The 19723-nt window shown below is 40.3% G+C and carries 20 protein-coding genes and 5 tRNA genes; 24 read left to right on the top strand and 1 reads right to left on the bottom strand.

Translation table 11 applies throughout. From position 1 onward, the window contains the following. The first annotated feature begins 5 nt into the window (after positions 1-5). The 22 genes from ftsE (at position 6) to EO127_RS02760 (ending at position 16252) form a co-directional block, all read left to right on the top strand. Positions 6-692 carry a cell division ATP-binding protein FtsE gene (ftsE, locus tag EO127_RS02865; protein WP_127068687.1) on the top strand — a complete coding sequence of 229 codons (687 nt, stop codon included), beginning with the start codon at positions 6-8 and terminating at the stop codon, positions 690-692. After that, positions 682-1569, top strand: coding sequence for a permease-like cell division protein FtsX (ftsX, locus tag EO127_RS02860; protein WP_127447926.1), 888 nt, complete (start codon positions 682-684; stop codon positions 1567-1569). Before ftsE ends, ftsX begins: the two co-directional genes overlap by 11 nt. 5 nt (positions 1570-1574) lie before the next feature. Next, positions 1575-2753 (top strand): murein hydrolase activator EnvC, encoded by a 1179-nt coding sequence (locus EO127_RS02855; protein ID WP_127448069.1) that lies wholly within the window; start codon positions 1575-1577, stop codon positions 2751-2753. 8 nt (positions 2754-2761) lie between these two features. Next, positions 2762-3997, top strand: coding sequence for a S41 family peptidase (locus EO127_RS02850; protein WP_240645976.1), 1236 nt, complete (start codon positions 2762-2764; stop codon positions 3995-3997). Between the two features lie 46 nt (positions 3998-4043). Further along, positions 4044-5315, top strand: coding sequence for a GTPase ObgE (obgE, locus tag EO127_RS02845; RefSeq protein WP_127447925.1), 1272 nt, complete (start codon positions 4044-4046; stop codon positions 5313-5315). Between the two features lie 8 nt (positions 5316-5323). After that, positions 5324-5611 carry a ribosome assembly RNA-binding protein YhbY gene (gene yhbY, locus EO127_RS02840; protein ID WP_126939868.1) on the top strand — a complete coding sequence of 96 codons (288 nt, stop codon included), beginning with the start codon at positions 5324-5326 and terminating at the stop codon, positions 5609-5611. A gap of 22 nt (positions 5612-5633) precedes the next feature. After that, positions 5634-6761 carry a glutamate 5-kinase gene (gene proB / locus EO127_RS02835; RefSeq protein ID WP_127447924.1) on the top strand — a complete coding sequence of 376 codons (1128 nt, stop codon included), beginning with the start codon at positions 5634-5636 and terminating at the stop codon, positions 6759-6761. Positions 6762-6764: 3 nt separating this feature from the next. Further along, on the top strand, positions 6765-8021 hold the full coding sequence (locus EO127_RS02830) for a glutamate-5-semialdehyde dehydrogenase (protein WP_127447923.1): 1257 nt from the start codon (positions 6765-6767) through the stop codon (positions 8019-8021). Positions 8022-8150: 129 nt separating this feature from the next. After that, a complete protein-coding gene (gene nadD, locus EO127_RS02825; RefSeq protein WP_127447922.1) occupies positions 8151-8762 on the top strand; it encodes a nicotinate-nucleotide adenylyltransferase in 612 nt (203 codons plus the stop codon). Between the two features lie 53 nt (positions 8763-8815). Next, positions 8816-9406: a bis(5'-nucleosyl)-tetraphosphatase (symmetrical) YqeK gene (gene yqeK / locus EO127_RS02820; RefSeq protein ID WP_127447921.1), complete on the top strand. Its 591-nt coding sequence runs from the start codon at positions 8816-8818 to the stop codon at positions 9404-9406. Continuing rightward, positions 9407-10498, top strand: coding sequence for an LCP family protein (locus tag EO127_RS02815; protein WP_127447920.1), 1092 nt, complete (start codon positions 9407-9409; stop codon positions 10496-10498). A gap of 9 nt (positions 10499-10507) precedes the next feature. Beyond that, the gene (gene rsfS / locus EO127_RS02810) at positions 10508-10867 is read left to right on the top strand and encodes a ribosome silencing factor (protein ID WP_127447919.1); all 360 of its coding nucleotides are present in this window, start codon (positions 10508-10510) and stop codon (positions 10865-10867) included. 1 nt (position 10868) lies between these two features. Beyond that, positions 10869-11786, top strand: a complete 918-nt coding sequence (locus tag EO127_RS02805; protein WP_127447918.1) for a S1 RNA-binding domain-containing protein — start codon at positions 10869-10871, stop codon at positions 11784-11786. 11 nt (positions 11787-11797) lie between these two features. Continuing rightward, positions 11798-13138: a Trk system potassium transporter TrkA gene (gene trkA, locus EO127_RS02800; protein WP_127447917.1), complete on the top strand. Its 1341-nt coding sequence runs from the start codon at positions 11798-11800 to the stop codon at positions 13136-13138. A 28-nt stretch (positions 13139-13166) separates the two neighbouring features. Next, a complete protein-coding gene (locus EO127_RS02795; protein ID WP_127447916.1) occupies positions 13167-14681 on the top strand; it encodes a TrkH family potassium uptake protein in 1515 nt (504 codons plus the stop codon). Next, the gene (locus EO127_RS02790; protein ID WP_127447915.1) at positions 14647-15249 is read left to right on the top strand and encodes an MBL fold metallo-hydrolase; all 603 of its coding nucleotides are present in this window, start codon (positions 14647-14649) and stop codon (positions 15247-15249) included. The genes EO127_RS02795 and EO127_RS02790 overlap by 35 nt, the downstream gene beginning before the upstream one ends. A gap of 148 nt (positions 15250-15397) precedes the next feature. Continuing rightward, a tRNA-Asp gene (locus EO127_RS02785) sits at positions 15398-15473 on the top strand. A 6-nt stretch (positions 15474-15479) separates the two neighbouring features. Next, positions 15480-15555: transfer RNA gene (locus tag EO127_RS02780), tRNA-Phe, on the top strand. Positions 15556-15558: 3 nt separating this feature from the next. Next, positions 15559-15633: transfer RNA gene (locus EO127_RS02775), tRNA-Gly, on the top strand. Between the two features lie 7 nt (positions 15634-15640). Then, positions 15641-15715: transfer RNA gene (locus tag EO127_RS02770), tRNA-Cys, on the top strand. A gap of 15 nt (positions 15716-15730) precedes the next feature. Beyond that, positions 15731-15819 (top strand) — tRNA-Leu (locus tag EO127_RS02765). An 88-nt stretch (positions 15820-15907) separates the two neighbouring features. After that, entirely contained in the window at positions 15908-16252 is a 345-nt protein-coding gene (locus tag EO127_RS02760; protein ID WP_127447914.1) for a hypothetical protein, read from the top strand. Between the two features lie 76 nt (positions 16253-16328). Here the strand turns inward: EO127_RS02760 and EO127_RS02755 are convergent, their stop codons facing one another. After that, positions 16329-17555 carry an MFS transporter gene (locus EO127_RS02755; RefSeq protein WP_127447913.1) on the bottom strand — a complete coding sequence of 409 codons (1227 nt, stop codon included), beginning with the start codon at positions 17553-17555 and terminating at the stop codon, positions 16329-16331. 471 nt (positions 17556-18026) lie between these two features. Between EO127_RS02755 and EO127_RS02750 the strand changes: the two genes are divergently transcribed. Continuing rightward, positions 18027-18536, top strand: a complete 510-nt coding sequence (locus tag EO127_RS02750; protein ID WP_127447912.1) for an Lrp/AsnC family transcriptional regulator — start codon at positions 18027-18029, stop codon at positions 18534-18536. Beyond that, entirely contained in the window at positions 18505-19716 is a 1212-nt protein-coding gene (locus tag EO127_RS02745) for an aminotransferase class I/II-fold pyridoxal phosphate-dependent enzyme (protein WP_240645974.1), read from the top strand. Before EO127_RS02750 ends, EO127_RS02745 begins: the two co-directional genes overlap by 32 nt. Positions 19717-19723 lie beyond the last annotated feature (7 nt).

Genomic DNA, 19723 nt, shown 5'->3' with positions numbered 1-19723 from the left:
ATAGAATGATAGAATTTAGAAATGTCCATAAAGTATACGACAATGGGTCTGTTGCTTTAGAGGATGTGTCGATTCATATTGAAAAAGGAGAATTCGTATTAGTCTGTGGGCATTCTGGAGCAGGTAAATCAACATTTATTAAGTTACTTTCACATGAAGTTACACCAGATTCTGGAACGGTCATTGTGAATGATGTTGATGTAACACGTATCAAATCTAGTAAAGTACCATACTTGCGTAGAAAGTTAGGTATTGTATTCCAAGATTTCCGATTATTACCATCAAAAACAGTCTTTGAAAATATTGCTTTCGCCTTGGAAGTTATCGAGGAAAAACCGAAAGTAATTAGAGAGAAAGTTTTAAATGTATTAGAATTGGTTGGATTGAGCGATAAAGCTAATGATTTACCACAAGATCTTAGTGGTGGGGAGCAACAACGGGTAGCTATCGCTAGAGCCATTGTGAATAAACCATTGGTATTGATTGCGGATGAACCAACAGGTAACCTGGATCCTCAAACAAGCCGTGATATTTCCGACCTTTTCAAAGCCATCAATAACTCAGGTACAACTGTAGTGATGGTGACACATGATATGGATATGGTGTCTTATCTAAACAAGCGAGTGATTGCCTTAGAAGGTGGTCGTGTAGTAAGTGATCAAATGAGAGGGGCCGCATTCCATGAAAATTAGAACATTTAAGTATTATATAAAAGAAGCCATTCAATCCATGCGTCGTAATGGATTGATGTCCTTGGCTTCTATCTCTACAGTCACATTGTCTTTGTTTATCCTAGGCGTGTTTGCCTGTGGAGTGGTAAACCTTAACAATTTGGCATCTCATTTAGAGAGCCAAGTGCAGATCAGTATCTATTTGAAGGACAACTTAACCACACCGCAAGTGATGGAATTAGGTAAAAAGTTAAAAGCCTTGCCAGAGCTAAAAGATATTGAATTTGTCACAAAAGATGAAGCTATGAAACGCTTTAAAGAGCGCTTAGGAGAACAACAGCAATTGGTAGAATCCTTAGATGGACATAATCCATTGCCAACGTCCTATGTGTTGACTTTCAATACACCAGAGCAAGTGAAAAGCACAGCGGAACTGGTATCTAAATATCCGGAGGTAGAAAGCGCTCATTATGGGCAAGATGTGATTGAACAAATTTTTGAAGTCACAAAAATTATTCGTATCGGCGGGATTGTGTTAATTGCTTTCTTAGCGGGGGCTACCTTATTTATTATTTCCAACACGATTCGATTGACTGTGTTCGCGCGTCGAAAAGAAATTGGAATTATGAAGTATGTAGGGGCTACGAACTGGTTTATCCGTTGGCCTTTCGTATTAGAAGGTATGTTCTTGGGCGCTATTGGTGGTGCTATTGCAGGTGTTGCGACATGGCAATTCTATCGCTATATTACGATGGAAGTGATTTCCAACTTTGCTTTTATGCCATTAGTACCAATGATGCCATTCATCTATCAATTGTCAGCTGGCTTAGTAGGTGTAGGTATACTAGTAGGTGCTATTGGTAGTACTATTTCGTTAAAACAATATATGAAAGTGTAGGAATGATGAAGAAAAAAACTGTAACACTAGTAACTAGTTTACTATGCGGTTCTATCATGATGGCTACACCGTATTGGTATCAAGCACAAGATGAAGACTTAACGAATCAGTTGTCAAATATTCAACAACAAATAACAAATGAAGCGAATAAAAAGTCAGAAGCTGAAAAAACGATTGGTACCGTATATGAACAGTTACATGCTATACAACGTGATTTAGATACTGCCACTGCAGAATTAAAACAAGTGCAGGCAGAGCGGATTCAATTAGATAAAGATATTACAAAAACAGAAGCGGAATTGAAAGAAGCACAAGCCCGCTTGCAGTCTCGTGAAAAAGTATTCTATAAACGGGTACGAGATATTTATATCAATGGCCGTTTAAGCTACTTAGATGTAGTTATTGGGTCCAAAGACTTTAGCGATTTTGCAAACCGTATGGAAATGTTGAAACGTATTCTACAATCCGATATGGATTTGATCAACACGATTAAAACGGAGCGAGAAGAAATTGCTAGCAAAAAAGCTAAATTAGAAGAAGATCGTGCTAAAGTATTAGAACTAGAAAAAGTAGCGCAAGAAAAGCAAAACGTAATTAATCAGAAAAAAGCAGAACGCCAAGCTGTGTTAGAACGGGCTATGAATGACCGAGATACAGCTGAACGTGCTTATAATGAATTAATGGCGTCTTCCGCAAGCATTACTGCGATGCTACAACAGCGGGCTGCAGAACGTGCAGCGGCGGCAGCAGCGGCTGCAAGCCAAGGCGGTGGTGGCGGTGGTGCTACATGGGTGCAAGGATCTGGTCAATTAGCAGCCCCTGTGGTGGCGCCTATTACGTCTGACTTTGGTTGGCGTATTCACCCGATTTATGGCACACGTCGTTTACATGCGGGCACTGACTTTGGTGTGGATGAAGGTACACCTGTGCATGCAGCGGATGGTGGCGTTGTCGTAGAAGCTGGTTGGGTTAGCGGTTATGGATATACTGTTATCATTGACCATGGAAATGGTATGTCCACCTTGTATGCTCATAATAGTGAGGTAGCGGTAAGCCCAGGCCAAACTGTATCAAAAGGTCAAGTTGTTTCCTATTCTGGTAATACCGGAGGTTCTACAGGTCCACATCTTCACTTTGAAGTGCGTATTAATGGGGAACCAACAGATCCGATGGGATACTTATAGAGGAGACTATGAAAGAAAAAGAAAAACAAACTATCTGGAAACAGATTAAAGAATTTTTCTTCATCACCGATGCAGATGATGATGGTTTTGTCGATGACGAAGCATTTAGCTGGAAGTCAATCTTAAAAACTGCGGTGGTGGGAGTCATTGGGTGTATTCTTACGGTCCTTGTGGTTATGACTGGTGTATTCTGGTATATTTCGGGGTCGCCTTTAGGGATTGCCAAATTTGGATATACCTATTACATCACGACCCAATGGGCCATGGATCCTCCAGCCAAAGAAGAACTCTTTGTGAATATGCTGAAAGGCTTAGCCAAAGGTACTCATGATAAACATACTGTCTATTTAGATAAGGATGACATGAAAGAGCTGGAAATGCACACGTCCTCTACTTATAGTGGGATTGGCCTATTACTAGATTTTTCTGATGGAAAAACCCTGAAAGTAGGCGCTACGATGGAAGGACAACCAGCGGAAGCGGCAGGGCTTCAAAAAGGAGATCAAATCCTTGCTATTGATGGTACACCTGTGTCTGATATTGAAAAAGAAGACGTAGCGAATCGTATTCGAGGTGAAGAAGGCACTTTTGTAGTACTTCGTATCCTCCGCAATGGGGAAGAACAGGAGCTTTCCATTGAACGGAAAACGATTGTGATGCCTACAGTAAAAGGACAAATGCTAACTGAAGATATTGGTTATATTCGTGTTACCCAATTTGCTGAAAAAACAGTAGATGAATTTACGAAGGCCTATGAGGACCTTCAATCTAAAGGGATGAAACGGTTAGTATTAGACTTACGTGATAATCCAGGTGGCTTGATTACAACGGCTCACGGTATTGGACAATATTTGGTGCCGAAAGGCCCGATTGTGACGGTACAAACGAGACGAGGTAAAACGACAGCCTATATGTCTAGAGGAGAGTATCCTCTTATCCCATTAGTTGTGTTGATTAATGGTAACTCTGCAAGTGCTTCAGAAATTATTGCTGGTGCTGTGCAGGATACAAAATCGGGTACCATTGTAGGTACCAAAAGTTATGGCAAAGGTACTGTGCAGAGCGTAGTACAAGGCCTTGACGGAGAAGGTTTAAAGATTACTATCGCGCGCTATCACACACCAAATGATAGAGTTATCGATGGTATTGGTATTGAACCAGATGAAGTTGTGGAGCCGTCCAAGACAAATCCTGAAGAGGATGTACAAATGGAACGTGCTATTGAAATTGTAAAAACTCTATGATATAGCGGCTTCGGCCGCTCTATCTATAGGGCTAGAGGAAAAAAATATGTTTATAGATCGTGCCCGTATATTAGTGAAAGCGGGAGATGGCGGTAACGGTATGAGTAGTTTCCGTCGAGAAAAATATGTGCCACAAGGGGGACCGAATGGTGGTGATGGCGGTAAAGGTGCTGACATCATTTTAAAAGCTGACAGAAATATCAATACACTGGTTGATTTTAGATATAAACGTCAATTTAAAGGCGATACAGGCGGTGCAGGGCAGAGTGCCAACAAGCATGGTCGTGGCGCTGAAAATTTAATCGTTTCTGTTCCATTGGGAACAACGGTAACTGATGAAGAGTCCGGTAAATTAATGGCGGACTTAGTGGAAGATGGACAAACTTACATGGTTGCCAAAGGTGGTCGAGGTGGACGTGGTAATGCGCGTTTTCAAACAAGTGCTAACCGTGTACCAACGTTCGCTGAAAAAGGGGAACCAGGTGAAGAACGTTGGTTAAACCTTGAATTAAAAGTGTTGGCTGACGTGGGATTATTGGGGTACCCAAGTGTGGGTAAATCCTCTATTATCCGCAAAGTATCTTCTGCAAAACCAGAAGTGGCAGCCTACCACTTTACGACATTAACTCCAGTATTAGGGGTAGTATCTGTAGCGCCAGGTAAGAGTTTCGTTATGGCAGATATTCCAGGTTTGATTGAAGGGGCAAGTGAAGGCATTGGCTTAGGACATTCCTTCTTGCGTCATGTAGAACGTAGTAATATTTTGCTACATGTATTGGATGTATCTGGATTAGAAGGTCGTGACCCTATTGAGGACTTTCATAAAATTAATGAAGAGCTGGCAAAATATAGCGAAAAATTAAGCAAGAAAAAACAATTAATTGTATTAAATAAAACAGACTTGTTACAAGATGAAGAAACATTGCCAAGAGTGACAAAATACTTTGCTGATCAAGATTACGAAGTATTTGCGGTGAATGCATTAACTGGAGAAGGCTTGCCAGCATTAGTAGAACGTGCGTGGTACTATGTGGAAAATTACGTGCCAGAACCAGAAGTGGTGGATGATACTGTTTATTATGAAGCAAAACCTGATACAGATTTCATCATTACTCGTGGCGATGATGCATCCTATATTATTAGTGGCTCTCGTATTGAAAAATTAGTGGCTATGACAAATCTTGATGATGAACAAGCATTGCGAAGATTCCAAAAGATTTGGCGTTATATGGATTTAGATGCGGAATTGAAAAAACGTGGTATACAAGATGGTGATGAAGTAGTCATCGGAGACCAACGATTTACTTTCCATGATTAGGAGATAGAATGACAGGTAAACAAAAGCGATATTTACGTGCCTTAGCAAGTACTATGCCAGCAGTGGTGATGATTGGTAAAGGGGGATTGGAAGATCCTGTTATCGACAGTGCACGAGCTGCTATTACAAAACGTGAATTAATCAAAGTAAAAGTATTAAACAACTGCTTAGAGGATCCAAAAGAAATTTTGCCTCACTTAGCAGATATGTTAGGAGCAGAATTAGTACAAATCATTGGACATAATGGTGTATTGTATAAAAAAGCAAAAGATCCAAAAATTGAGTTGCCAAGATAATCAATCCGTATGAGGTGAAGCGATGAGAGAAGAATTACGACAGGCGAAACGAGTGATTGTTAAAGTAGGAACGAGTTCACTAACCCATGCAAATGGACGCATTAACATTGATAAAATGGAAGTGTTAGTCCGCCAAATTTGTAATTTAGCCAATGCAGGAAAAGAAATGATTTTAGTTTCTTCTGGGGCTACTGCCGCCGGTCTTCCCTCATTGGGGTTCACTTCAAGACCCGATGATATTGCGTTAAAACAAGCGGCTGCCTCTGTAGGGCAAGGGATTTTGTTGCACATGTATGAGAAGTTATTCGCTGAATATGGACATACGGTGGGACAAATTCTTGTGACCCGAGAAGATACGGTGAAACGTAGTCATTATCTGAATTTACGGAATACACTGACTGCACTTATTGGATTAGGTGTTATTCCTATTATCAATGAAAATGACGTGGTGGCTATCGATGAATTTAAAATCGGAGATAATGATACATTATCTGCTAACATTGCTAGTATTATCGATGCAGATGCATTGATTATCCTTTCGGATATCGAGGGGTTATACACAGCGAATCCATCGACGAATCCAAGAGCTACCTTAATTCATGAAGTAGAGGCTCTTACGCCGTACATTTATGAAATATCTGGCGGCGCAGGGTCTTCTTTGGGTACAGGAGGTATGTATACGAAAATTCAAGCGGCTCATATTGCAACGAATTCCGGTGTTCATATGGTCATTGCCTCTGGGGATCATGCAGATAGTATTAAGGCTATCATGAATGGAGAAGAACGAGGCACCCATTTCTGGCCGCATAGAGATGTGCCGCAAATCAAGAAACGTTGGATGGCATTTGGCACACGTTTGCAAGGTTCCATTCATGTAGATAAAGGATGCCGCGATGCATTGCTTACCAATGGATCCAGTATTTTACCAGTAGGTATTCTGTCTGGTGAAGGACAATTTGAAGAAGGGGATACGATATCTATCGTTCATGATGGAGAGGAAATCGCTCGTGGTATTGTGAACTTTAATCTATCCGATTTGCTTAAGATTAAAGGTCATAAATCACAGGATATCCCTAGTATTCTAGGCGTTCGTGATACCTATCATGTAGTGGTGCATCGAGATAACTTAGTTGTCTTACGACAGGAGTAAATTATGAATCCATATACTGCATATTTTGAAAGTTTAGGTAAAGCAGCAAGGTCAGCCTCTATGGCCGGACAAGTACTGAGTACAGAAGATAAAAATCACATCTTGGAACAGATTGCTTGTGATTTGGAAACGGCAATCCCTACAATTTTGGAAGCGAATAGTATTGATTGTTCTCAAGCCAAAGAGAATGGAGTTCCTTCCGTGATGATGGACCGTCTTCGATTGACGAAAGAACGTATTGAAGGCATTTGCGAGGGTGTTCGTCAGGTAGCTAACTTACGAGATCCTATTGGGACAGTATTAGAAACTAGGACGTTAGAGAATGGTTTGCGTATCGAAAAGCGACAAATTCCTATTGGTGTGATCGGTATGATTTATGAAGCACGTCCAAATGTAACAGTGGATGCAGCAGCCTTAGCTATAAAAACAGGCAATGCTATCATTCTCCGTGGTGGAAAAGAGGCATACCATACTAGTGAGGCGATGGTACAAGTTATGCAAAGTTCTTTAGAACGTTGTGGCGCTCCTAAGGAACTAGTTCAATTAGTATCTATTCTAGAACGTGAGGCTGTAGGTGAATTGTTAGCACAACGTAAATGGATCGATGTGATGATTCCACGAGGTGGGGCAGGATTGATTCAATTTGTTGTGAATAACAGTAAAATTCCTGTCATAGAAACAGGGAGTGGTGTTGTCCATGGCTATGTGGATGCCTCTGCTGATGAAGCGATGGCATTACAAGTATTGGAAAATGCAAAACTGTCACGCCCATCTGTATGTAATGCAATGGAAACAATTCTGTTACATGAAGCGAGATTACATGACTTAGGTCCTAAAATTGTGGCTATGCTAAAAGAAAAAGGTGTTACCATCTATGGAGATGATAAGGTGCAAAGCTTATCTTCTCAAGTGAAGCCTGCTACAGAGGACAATTGGGCTACAGAATATAATGACTATATTGTGAATTTCAAAGTGGTAGCTTCCATTGATGATGCTATTGACCATATTAATACATTTGGCACGAAACATTCGGAAATGATTCTTACAGAAGACCCAACTCAGGCAGAACGGTTTATGAACCTGGTGGATGCGTCTACAGTCTATGTCAATGCATCGACACGATTTACAGATGGTTTTGAATTTGGTTTAGGGGCAGAAATTGGAATTAGTACGCAGAAGTTACATGCTCGTGGACCTATGGGATTAGATGCGTTGACAAGTTATAAATATTTCGTCTTTGGTCATGGACAGGTACGATGAAACTTGAGTATGTAAAAGCTTACTTTCAGTATATGAAGTCTCCTAAAGGGGCTTATGAATGGAAGTCTTACGGCATCGTATTAGCCATACTAAGTATGGTATCTCTAGTGTGTATAGGGGCGTGGTTACATGGCAGATAAGAAAAAGAGAATTGGCATTTTAGGGGGTACCTTTAATCCTGTTCATTTGGGGCATTTAATGATTGCAGAAATGGCGTTAGAAGCGTTTGATTTAAATCGGGTTATTTTTGTGCCCGCAAAGGAACCACCGCATAAAGAAACCGATGTCATTGAGGCGAAATATCGATTAGAAATGGTGCGTGCAGCGGTATTGGATAATCCCAATTTTGTGGTTTCTGATGTAGAGATGAGGCGGGATGGAAAATCTTATACCATTGATACATTGAGGTATTTTCATGATGTGTATGGACCGGATACAGAGTTTTTCTTTATTGCTGGCACAGATACGATTCAGAATTTACCAAATTGGAAATACATAGAGGAATTGTTAGATATGTGCGAGTTCATCGGGGCTATTCGTCCTGGTGCTACAAACGACATTGGTGAAAGCATCGAATGGCTTACTCAACGAAGCGGTCGTATTCATATATTAGAAGTGCCAGAAATGAAGCTGTCTGCCACGGAATTGCGTCATCGATTGCGCCATGGCTTGTCTACCCGATATATGTTGCCGAGAACCGTGTACCAATATATTAAGGAACATAAGATATATAATACGTAAACTTACTATCGAAAGAGATAGAGTTAATTTTGTGATACCCCATAGAAAGGTATATGTTAGTGAAGGATACAATAACAATAGAAAGATTACAACATATTGTGAAAGGTCGGCTTTCATCAAAACGATTTGCCCACACACTAGGTGTGGTGGATATGGCAAAACGATTAGCGAGCCACTATGGGGCGTCGGTACAGCAAGCAGAAGTGGCGGCACTATTGCATGATGCTATGAAAGAAAGTCCCTTACAAGAGATGCAATCATTGGTGAAGGAGGCACAGATACCTGTGGATTCCGAGATGCTCAAGAATGGAGCGTTATTGCATGGACCAGCAGGAGCTGCCTATGCTAAGTTAATACTACATATCCATGATGAATCAATTTGTGAGGCCATTCGTGTTCATACATTAGGCAGTACCCATATGAGTGTATTGGATAAGATTATTTTTCTAGCAGATTATATTGAGCCAAATCGTGATTTTCCTGGTGTAGAAGAACTACGGGCGTTAGCATTTAAAGATTTGAACGCTGCTGTTATTCGCGCCTACGATGGAACAATACGTCATTTGCTAGATCAAGGGTTGAGCATACATGTGGATACGATTCGAGGTAGAAATAGTGTATTGTTAGAAAGGTCGGATGTATAAATGGATCAAAAGATACGACGCAAACCACGTAAAAATGGACTGCGTTGGGGACGAATTATAGGGGCCTTTATCCTCCTCATAGTAATCATAGGATTGGTAGTGTGGGGTATACGCATTGCGGTAAGTTCCGTATCACAGCCTACTACTGGCCAAGAATCGCATCCGTTACCGGTTGTGACAAATACAACGCCTATCGATATGAGTTCAATTAAGACCTCTTATATGCTAGTTGTAGGTGTCGATAAGAGTCAACCACAACAAGCAGATGCGCTGTATGTAGTGGCTTTCAATTTAGATGCCAAAACTATGCAGATTATTGGTATCCCAAGTAATAGTAAAATTATTAATCGTCATAATGAGGCCCCGCAACGAATTAATGATATCTATGCACAAGGTGGAATTGAATTGACGAAGGCAGTCGTGGAAGATATGTTCCATATCGTCATCCCTTATTATGCGGTAGTGGATCAAGATAGTTTCCACTCTATGATGAACATTTTTGGTGCTCCTAGTTTATATGTAGAGCAATCGATGGTACATCGAGATGCAGCATCTGGTGAAGTAGATATCAATATTCATCAAGGGTACCAAGATTTGACTAGTGATACAGCTTATGGGTATATGCGGTTTATCAATGATCCAGGGGATACATTGGGAAGGACCATGCATCAAGAGCGATTGTTGAAATCTATGTTGGAACATGAACGTAATCACGTTAGCTTAGGGACTGCTTTTCGAGTATGGCGACAATGGAGCCATATTAGTACTAATGTGAGCACTTGGGATGGAGTTCGTTTTGTGACAAAAGTGATTGAATTCCCGAAAGATAAAGTGCGTTGGTATATTTTGCCAGGATCACCAGAAACGATTGACCATGTGGACTATTGGAATGTAGAGCCAGTGGAATTACAACAATTGGTGGGGATAACCGTAGGGGATATTCCGAGCGATGCAGAAGTGATTCCTGTGATTGGAGACTCTCCAAAAGATGGATCCAAGGATTCTTCTAAAGATAATGGAAAGCAACCAAAGGACAGTGAAACAGAGGGCACTAAGGAGAAAACAGAGCCAGGGAGCCCCACAACAAGATAAGGAGTTAGAATGAAACAGAAACAAGATATTTTAGGAACCGTAAAGGTATTAGCACAAGCTGGGTATGATAAAAAAGGCGAAGATATTTCCATTATGGATATGGAAGGTCTTACGATGTTAGGGGATTATTTCTTAGTGGTCACAGCGAACAATGTAAAACATGCACAAAGTGTGGCAGATGCTATCGAAGATGCAGGGGCAGAACAAGGTATGACAGTGTTACATCGTGAAGGTTATCGCGAAGGCGATTGGATTTTGTTAGACTTTGGTGATGTCATTGCCCATGTGTTCACAGGTGAATACCGTCATTTCTATGGACTAGAAGAATTGTGGAAGGATGCACCGAGAGAATCCTTTGAAGGAGTCTAATATGGTTAGTAGCTTATCAGAAAATACCATTGCCACCCTTAAAGTGTTGCGTCAAAGTGATCAAGGGGCTTTCTTAGATGGTCAAACAGGCAATACGAATGATGACATTTTATTGCATAAGGACCAACAAACTAGTTCCGTTGCGATTGGTGAGGAAGTGACAGTATTTCTCTACAAAGATCCAAAGGGTCGTTTAACGGCGAGTATGCGTTTACCAGCCATGAAAGAAGGCCAAATCGGTTATGTAGAGGTTATCAATACAACAAACTTTGGTTGTTTCGTAGAGGTGGGAACAGAACGGGGGATTTTTATGCCTCATGCAGAAATGCGTGGACGCCCTCAAAATGGTGAAAAAGTTTGGGTTCGCCTTTATAGTGATAAATCAGGTCGCTTAGCGGTGTCCATGGATGTGGATGATGCCATGCGCCGTGCTTCAAAACCTGCTACAGAGGCTAAGATTGGTGGCATGGTGAAAGGTGCCATTTACAACATGACTAGCGAAGGGGCATTTTTGATTACTCCTGAACGATGGATTGCTTTCATGCATCGCAGTGAAATGACAAGACAACTAAAGGTGGGGGAACTCATTGAAGGTCGCATCACGTTTAAACGGGATGATGGACGTATCAATATTTCTATGCGCCCAGTGAAAGAAGCGGCACTCGCTTCGGATGGAGCCCAAATTATGACCTACTTAGGCAGTCGTCATGGACGTATGCCTTATGGGGATGGCACATCAGCACCTATCATAAAAGATAAATTCAATATTAGTAAAGCAGCTTTCAAACGGGCCTTAGGTCATTTAATGAAAGCCGGTTTTATCATCCAAGAAGATGGTTGGACTCTCTTAACTGAGGCAGGACAACGTGCTTTGCTAGACGCAGATGAACAATCTGCAACGGTAGAGGAACCAAAATAGGGGGATATGTCATGAAAATTGTGGTAGTAGGTGCGGGTAAAGTAGGCTACTCCTTAGCACAACGATTGGCGCAAGACCAACATGATGTGTATGTCATTGAAAAAAATGGAGATCGCATTAAGAATTTAGAAAATAATTTGGATGTGAACTTGGTTCAAGGTAATGGTAGCAGTATTTCTCTGTTACAAGAAATTGGCGTAGAAGATATGGGGATGCTCATTGCTGTGACAGACTCTGATGAGGTCAACATGCTAGCATGTATGCTAGGTAAAGCCGCAGGGATTCCTAAGACCATTGCAAGGGTCCGTGACACGGAATATGAACATGGTACGAATGCGGTGATTCGTGAGCGATTAGGGATCGATCTTTTTATCAATCCTGAAATGGTAACAGCCCAAGAAATTTATAAAATTTTAAAGACCCCAGCTGCACTGGATGTAGAAGATTTTGCTAGTGGTGCCGTGCGGTTAGTGGAGTTTAAAATACGAAACAATCACGATATCATGGGGATTCCTTTACGCTCTTTAACGTTGCCACCGAATGTGCTCGTAGTAGGGATTCTACGTGGTGGGGAAATGATTATTCCTCATGGTGACAGCACCTTAGAATATATGGATAATGTATTCTTTTTAGGTGCCACCGATAGTATTGATGAGGTGGAATCTTGGCTTCATGAAACAACACGTCCTACACAACGTGTAGTGATTATTGGGGCAGGCCTCATTGGTCGTAATCTAACAGTTCTCTTAGAAAAAGATGGATACGACGTGAAAGTCATCGAAAAGAATATTGATCGCTGTGAACAATTGGCAGCCATGGTAAATCGGTCCATTGTCATTCATGGAGATGGCACAGATATCGACCTATTGGAAGCTGAAGAAATTAGCGATAATGATGTTATCATTTGTTTAACAGATGATGATAAGTTGAATCTACTAGTAGCACTGTTAGCGAAACATATGGGAGTACCTAAAGCGTTTGTTCGTGTAGGGCGATTAGAATATATTACTTTGATGGAGCAGGTGGGTATTGACGTAGCATTTTCACCGAGATTATTAACATCGGGACAAATTTTACGGTTAATTCGAGAAGATGAAAATCTCATTAATATTTTTACTTTCGAAGGATCTAAAGCTGAAGCTGTGGAAATAGAAGTTACAGAAAAGACATCATTGCTAAATAAACATTTAAAAGACCTAAAGTTGCCTGGAAAATCATTAGTGGGAGCTATTGTTAGAGAGCATCAAACTATTGTTCCTAAAGGGGATACATTGCTCCTGGAAGGAGATCATATAGTTATCTTTACGTTGCCAGAAAATATTAATGCTTTATTAGCATATATTAATAAATGATATAAAAATTTTGAAAGGAGAAGGAATCATGCGCATTCAAAATATTATGCGAGTTGTTGGACAAGTGATGCTTATATTAGCTTCCTTCATTATGGTTCCCTTTTTCTTTGGTATATTAGATGAAGGGGTTTTTTACTACTCTTTTCTTATTACATCATGTATAGCAGGAGGAGTAGGGTTTCTATTATATTATTATGGTACAGCTACTAATGTATATAGTGTACGAGATGGATTTCTTGTAGTCAGTGCAACTTGGATCTTAGCGTCTATATTCTCGGCGTTGCCCTTTTATTTTAGTGGAGTACTTGAGCAATTTGTAGATGCTTTATTTGAGTCTGTGTCAGGTATAACGACTACCGGGGCAAGCATGATTGATGATGTAAGTGCTTTACCAAGAGCCTTTATTTTGTGGAGGGGGCTTACCAATTGGATTGGTGGTATGGGAATGATTGTCCTAGTGTTAGCATTCTTGCGTAATTTGGGGACTGGAGTAGCTCCATTAGTTGAAGCAGAGGCTTCTGTACCAAGACCTGGTGTTGTATTACCAAGAATTCAATCTATGGCTGGGAACTTGCTGAGAATTTATTTGGGATTTACATTTTCTTGTACTTTTCTATTATGGCTAAGTGGGATTGGTTTATTTGAAGCACTTAATTTTACCTTTGCTACGGTAGCTACAGGTGGATTGTCCCCAATTACTGGCAGTACATTTAGATATGCTGATTCCTATTTGGTCTGCATTATATTAGTAGTATTTATGATATTGGCGGGTGGAAATTTTGCAGTCTATCAATCTGTCTGGCAACGAGGTATTAAAGAGATTTGGCGAGATTTTGAATACAGAATTTATCTCATTACTCTAGCAATTGGATCAAGTTTGGTATTATTTGCATTAATATGGGAAGCTGGAGATGCTAAAATTGAGCATTTGCGAAATGCAATTTTTACGCTTGTTTCCATACAGACTGGGACTGGATTTGCTATTGCTGACTATAATCTATGGCCTAGTTTAGGACAAATGGTATTGTTTATGGGGATGTTCTTTGGTGGTTGTAGTGGATCGACTGCTGGGGGACTTAAAATTATTCGGATTATTATCTTGGTGAAAAGTAGTATTCTCTATCTACGAAAAGCTATCCACCCTGATATGGTACAGCTAGTACGATTAAATGGCTATGTATTACCTAATAAATGGTTACAAATTACACAACAATTCTTTTTTCTATATATGCTAATTTTTGGTCTTTCCTCGGTGATTATCTCTTCTACAGGGTTACCCTTGTCAGATGTGTTGCCATTAGTTGCAGGTAGTTTAGGAAATGTAGGCCTTGCGTTTGGATCACTAGGGCCTACAGAAAGTTTTACAGTTTTGGCACCTCTTGCAAAGATAGTTTGTATCATTGATATGTTATTAGGGCGCTTAGAGTTGTTTACTTTATTAGTGTTATTGCATCCAGGTTTTTGGCGTGGATATTTTACAAAGAAAGAAAAAGGCTATAGACGATTCGATGGACATCATAAGAACGCCTCAAGGCTTGTATAAGACAAATTGCTATATTCTGAAAGAAAATGGATACGCCCTTATTATTGATCCAGGCTTTCACGGTCAACGTATTATGAAAGAATTACAGGACGTGGTGCCGGTAGGTATTGTGTTGACCCATGGTCATGCAGACCATATATGCGCTGTGGATGCCCTAGTAGAGGCGTATCATATCCCTGTATACATGCATCCTAAGGATGAAGAACTTTTGTTAGTCAAACGGCGCATGCCATCGGGGTATAAAGAACGGTTTACATCGCCATACATTGCGTTGGAAGAGGGACCTTTACAGATAGGAACCTTTTCTTTGGACGTATGGGAAGTGCCTGGACATAGTGCAGGTAGTGTATTTGTTGGGTATAAACATATTTTGTTTACAGGAGATACATTATTTAAGGGAACCGTAGGGAAGGTGAATACCTATAATGGTGATCCGGTGGCTATGAAAGAGACATTAAAAAGAATAAAAAGCTTCCATCCATCTTATGTAGTATATCCAGGTCATGGATCGAGTACTACAATAGAGCATGAATTAACAACCAATCCGTACTTGATAGTACATGAGTAAAAGAAAAGATACTTAGAACAATAATATGACGTAGTGGATTGTTCGAGTGTTAGACAAGATATCAAAGAAATACAAAATATTTATAAAAAAATATAAAAAAGTGTTGACGAGAAATATGAAATAGGGTATACTAACAAAGTAGTCAATTGGCCCCGTGGTGTAGCGGTTAACATGTCGCCCTGTCACGGCGAAGATCGTCGGTTCAAATCCGATCGGGGTCGCCACTACTTGCCTCGGTAGCTCAGTCGGTAGAGCAACGGACTGAAAATCCGTGTGTCGGCAGTTCGATTCTGCCCTGAGGCACCATTTGCGGAAATAGCTCAGCGGTAGAGCACCGCCTTGCCAAGGCGGGGGTCGCGAGTTCGAATCTCGTTTTCCGCTCCACTTTTTTGGCGGCATAGCCAAGCGGTAAGGCAGAGGTCTGCAAAACCTTTATTCCCCAGTTCGATTCTGGGTGCCGCCTCCACAACATTCCACCCATGCCGGGGTGGCGGAACAGGCAGACGCAACGGACTTAAAATCCGTCGGTTAGAGATAACCGTACCGGTTCGATTCCGGTCCTCGGCACCACTTAGACCAACTTCGGTTGGTCTATTTTTTTATGTCTAAATGGATTATAATGTAAGTATCATACAATGAGTGTGCTTAGGGAGGGACTATGAATACAGTTACTGATGTTGATCGATTATATAATGCTATTGAAATTAACGAAAGAACATTTCAGTTTTTTCAAATCGATGTACAGTCTTATGGTATACAAGATGTCGATAAAGAAGGTGAGCAATCCTTCTGTGTTCTTCTTGAAATCATGAATGGCAAATTTAATTGTAATTTAGAGTTTATCGTAAACTGTTATAATGAGTTAGGAGCGATAATCTATAGTGAGACGAACCTCCTTCTTATAGACAGATATATTGGCTATGATACTTTTAAGTTTTATTGCAGTGACACTAATTTGATCAATAGAACGGAAAAAATTCGTATATTTGTAAAAAAAGAATAATATAAAAGTGCCATATACCGATATGCATATGTATGTTATAGCATATCGGTATATGGCAATTTTTATGTGTATATACTTATTGATGTTGTGAAATCTCTTCTTCGTAGATAGCTTGTTTTTTCACTGGACGATAATAGATGGCATAGAGTACCAATACGATGACTGGGATGATGGCAGATACGATGTAGATACCACTGTAGGATAGTAATCCATGCAAGATACCTAATGTATAAGGTCCTACTCCTAAACCAAGATCTAAACCGATGAAATAGGTGGAAAGAGCTACCCCAATTTTGGCAGGTTCTACTGCTTTCAAACAAACCGCTTGACCATTAGACATGAAAGTACCATAGCCTAAGCCGACAAAGGCACCAGCGATGAGTAGTAACGCTGCATTTGAACTATAAGCGATGAGTAAAAGTCCAATAGTTAAACATACATAGCTAGGGTACATGACAGCATTTTCCCCGCGTTCATCAAAGATACGACCTGCAATAGGGCGAGTGACAGTAATCACAAGGGCATAGACAACAAAGAAGAAGGCTCCTGCTGTAATAAGACCGATTTCATGGGTGAAGATAGAAAGGAATCCTAGTACACTAGAGTAAGCAAGGCCCATTAGGAAACCGAGAAAGGAGATGAAAGCTACGCGTGGTTCAATAAAGTTTTTAAGAGACCAAGATTTCATGGAGGCCGCTTCTGTAGAGGATAAGCTTAAATTTTGTACAGGGAAACGCAAACAAGCAATAGCAACACCTACAGATAATAGGACAGCAAGATAAATAATCCAAGTGAAGCCTACGGCAGGCAATAAAATCATGCCGATGAAAGGTCCAATTGCGGCGGCCAAGCTAGTGCTAAGACCATAATAGTTGATACCTTCACCATCTTTTGATTTAGGAATGTAAGCAGTGACCACTGCATTGGCAGCGGTGGATACGGTACCATAGGCAAATCCATTTAAGAAACGGACTGCATCTAAGATTAAAATATCTTTGGCGATGAGATAGGCAAGAGTAGTGAGAAAATAAAAGATAGCGCCATAACGAAGTACTTCTTTACGTCCGATAAGCTCTAAGCGCTGTCCCATGATAAGGCGAGCAAATAAAGTACCTATAATATAAATACCGGTAGCAAAGCCTGCCTCGGCAACTGTAGAATGTAGTTCTTTTGTAGCATAACTTGCTGTGATGACCACAAAACAATAGTACACTAAAAAGACAATAAAGTTAATGATAGTAATACTGATAAACCCAGAATTAAATAATGTTTCTTCTTGATTTTGTAACGATTGGGCATTCATGGATAACTCCTCCTTTTGTAATACGTTCTATAGAATATACCTAATTGTGAACCTTGTAAAGGTTATATAAATATTTTCTATAGAAATTTACTAAGTTAACAATATAATGAAAGATAATTATCGGAAATCATGGGCTACCAGGCCACATATAGACGTACTATGTCAATTTATCTGTCAATTATACATAGGAAGATAGTCTATGAAGAGGGTATAAAAAATTTTTAGAGTGTACATATCTATATTATGAGCATTTAGCTAGATAAGAAGTAGCAGTTCATTGAAAGTTCAGTGCCGTAGGATTCAGCGTATCGCTATACTTTTAATTGTGATGTTTATTTTGTATGAGTGTTATAGAATGTATTGCTACTTTCAGAGAAACTGACTATAATAAAAAAATAAGCATTGAGAATAGATGTACAATGCTATCGTTTATCAGACATAGATGTGAATCATAAGAAAGGAGTCTCCCTTATGACAGTACAATTAGACACATTGGATCATCGTTTATTACGTTTATTAGATGAGGACGCCTCCATGTCGGCTGCAGATCTCGCCATTATGCTTAACAGTGAAGAAGCACATGTGGCAAGTCGCATTCAAGTTTTTGAGGAGTCTGGTATTATTAAACGGTACCAAGCAGTCATTGATTGGGAACAAGTAGACCAAAATAAGTCTACAGCCCTTATCCAATTAGGTGTGACTCCTGCTCCAGATCAAGGTTTTGATAAAGTGGCAGAACGAATTATGGAATTTCCAGAAGTACAAGGTGTATACCTTATGTCTGGTAGCTATGATTTGACGGTTATCGTGGAAGGGGCGAGCATGCGTGACATTGCGTTATTCGTATCTCGTCGTCTATCTACATTGGATTCGGTGTTGTCCACGACAACAAACTTTATCTTAACACGTTATAAAGACAACAATATTGTGTTCCACACGGGTGGAGTTCGTGAAGATCGGAGAAATGTATTCGATGATTAATTATGACAACTATTTAAACACTGAAATCAAAGCTGTAAAGCCATCGGGGATTCGTCGTTTTTTTGAAATTGCTAACGAATTAGATAATGTTATTTCCCTCAGTATTGGTGAACCAGATTTTGCTACGCCCTACCACATTCGTGAAGAAGGCATTACTACATTAGAAAAGGGGAAAACCTGGTATTCTCCAAACCGTGGTTTTATGGAACTACGGGAAGAAATTTCTAAATGGTTAGAACGAAAGTATCATGTGTCCTATGATCCGGCAACGGAAGTGATAGTCACTGTAGGTGGATCGGAGGCCATTGATTTAACATGTCGTACCTTACTCAATCCAGGGGATGAAGTATTGATTCCCGTACCAAGCTTTGTGTGTTATACACCATTGGCGGAGTTGTGTAACGCCAAACCAGTACAGATTGTAACGAAGGAAGAGGATGAGTTTCGTTTGACTCCAGAGGCGATTGAAGCGGCAGTAAACGAGAGAACGAAGCTATTAGTCTTACCATTCCCTAATAATCCAACAGGGGCAGTATTACGTCGTGAACATTTGGAAGCCATTGCGGAAGTCGTTATTAAACATGATTTGTTTGTACTCTCCGATGAGTTATACAGTGAACTTACCTATGGTGATGAACCACATGTAACGATTGCATCTATTCCAGGTATGCAGGAGCGCACTATTTTAATTAATGGATTTTCTAAAGCCTATGCAATGACAGGCTGGCGCCTTGGGTTTGCCACTGGTCCAGCACCGATTATTGCGCAGATGACGAAGATGCATCAATACGGTATCATGAGTGCTCCATCAATGTCTCAATATGCAGCTATAGAAGCGTTAAAAAATGGAGATAAAGATATTCAATACATGCGTGAAGAATACGATATGCGCCGCCGGCTATTGGTAAGTGCTTTTAATCGTATGGGACTGCACACATTCGAGCCAGAAGGGGCATTTTATGTGTTCCCATCTATTACGAGTACGGGCATGACATCAGAAGAGTTTTGTGAAAAACTACTCTATGATCAACGTATTGCCGTGGTGCCTGGGAATGCCTTTGGCGACTGCGGAGAAGGATTCGTTCGCGTAGCCTATTCTACCTCCTTGCAAAATATCAAAGAAGCGGTAAAACGCATCGAAATATTCTTGGAAAAAATTAAAAATAAAGAAATTGAGTAATAGAAAA

The organism is Veillonella sp. 3310 (genome assembly GCF_003999875.1).
Classification (GTDB): Bacteria; Bacillota; Negativicutes; order Veillonellales; family Veillonellaceae; genus F0422.
This window is presented reverse-complemented; position numbering and strand designations above follow the sequence as displayed.

Bases quoted from the DNA above. Each gene is read 5' to 3' on its own strand.
- EO127_RS02830 (WP_127447923.1), top strand. From the start codon at position 6,765: ATGAATCCATATACTGCATATTTTGAAAGTTTAGGTAAAGCAGCAAGG.
- nadD (WP_127447922.1), top strand. From the start codon at position 8,151: ATGGCAGATAAGAAAAAGAGAATTGGCATTTTAGGGGGTACCTTTAAT.
- EO127_RS02855 (WP_127448069.1), top strand. From the start codon at position 1,575: ATGAAGAAAAAAACTGTAACACTAGTAACTAGTTTACTATGCGGTTCT.
- trkA (WP_127447917.1), top strand. From the start codon at position 11,798: ATGAAAATTGTGGTAGTAGGTGCGGGTAAAGTAGGCTACTCCTTAGCA.
- EO127_RS02815 (WP_127447920.1), top strand. From the start codon at position 9,407: ATGGATCAAAAGATACGACGCAAACCACGTAAAAATGGACTGCGTTGG.
- obgE (WP_127447925.1), top strand. From the start codon at position 4,044: ATGTTTATAGATCGTGCCCGTATATTAGTGAAAGCGGGAGATGGCGGT.
- EO127_RS02805 (WP_127447918.1), top strand. From the start codon at position 10,869: ATGGTTAGTAGCTTATCAGAAAATACCATTGCCACCCTTAAAGTGTTG.
- EO127_RS02850 (WP_240645976.1), top strand. From the start codon at position 2,762: ATGAAAGAAAAAGAAAAACAAACTATCTGGAAACAGATTAAAGAATTT.
- EO127_RS02750 (WP_127447912.1), top strand. From the start codon at position 18,027: ATGACAGTACAATTAGACACATTGGATCATCGTTTATTACGTTTATTA.
- proB (WP_127447924.1), top strand. From the start codon at position 5,634: ATGAGAGAAGAATTACGACAGGCGAAACGAGTGATTGTTAAAGTAGGA.
- EO127_RS02760 (WP_127447914.1), top strand. From the start codon at position 15,908: ATGAATACAGTTACTGATGTTGATCGATTATATAATGCTATTGAAATT.
- EO127_RS02795 (WP_127447916.1), top strand. From the start codon at position 13,167: ATGCGCATTCAAAATATTATGCGAGTTGTTGGACAAGTGATGCTTATA.
- ftsX (WP_127447926.1), top strand. From the start codon at position 682: ATGAAAATTAGAACATTTAAGTATTATATAAAAGAAGCCATTCAATCC.
- ftsE (WP_127068687.1), top strand. From the start codon at position 6: ATGATAGAATTTAGAAATGTCCATAAAGTATACGACAATGGGTCTGTT.
- yhbY (WP_126939868.1), top strand. From the start codon at position 5,324: ATGACAGGTAAACAAAAGCGATATTTACGTGCCTTAGCAAGTACTATG.
- EO127_RS02755 (WP_127447913.1), bottom strand. From the start codon at position 17,555: ATGAATGCCCAATCGTTACAAAATCAAGAAGAAACATTATTTAATTCT.
- yqeK (WP_127447921.1), top strand. From the start codon at position 8,816: ATGTTAGTGAAGGATACAATAACAATAGAAAGATTACAACATATTGTG.
- EO127_RS02790 (WP_127447915.1), top strand. From the start codon at position 14,647: ATGGACATCATAAGAACGCCTCAAGGCTTGTATAAGACAAATTGCTAT.
- rsfS (WP_127447919.1), top strand. From the start codon at position 10,508: ATGAAACAGAAACAAGATATTTTAGGAACCGTAAAGGTATTAGCACAA.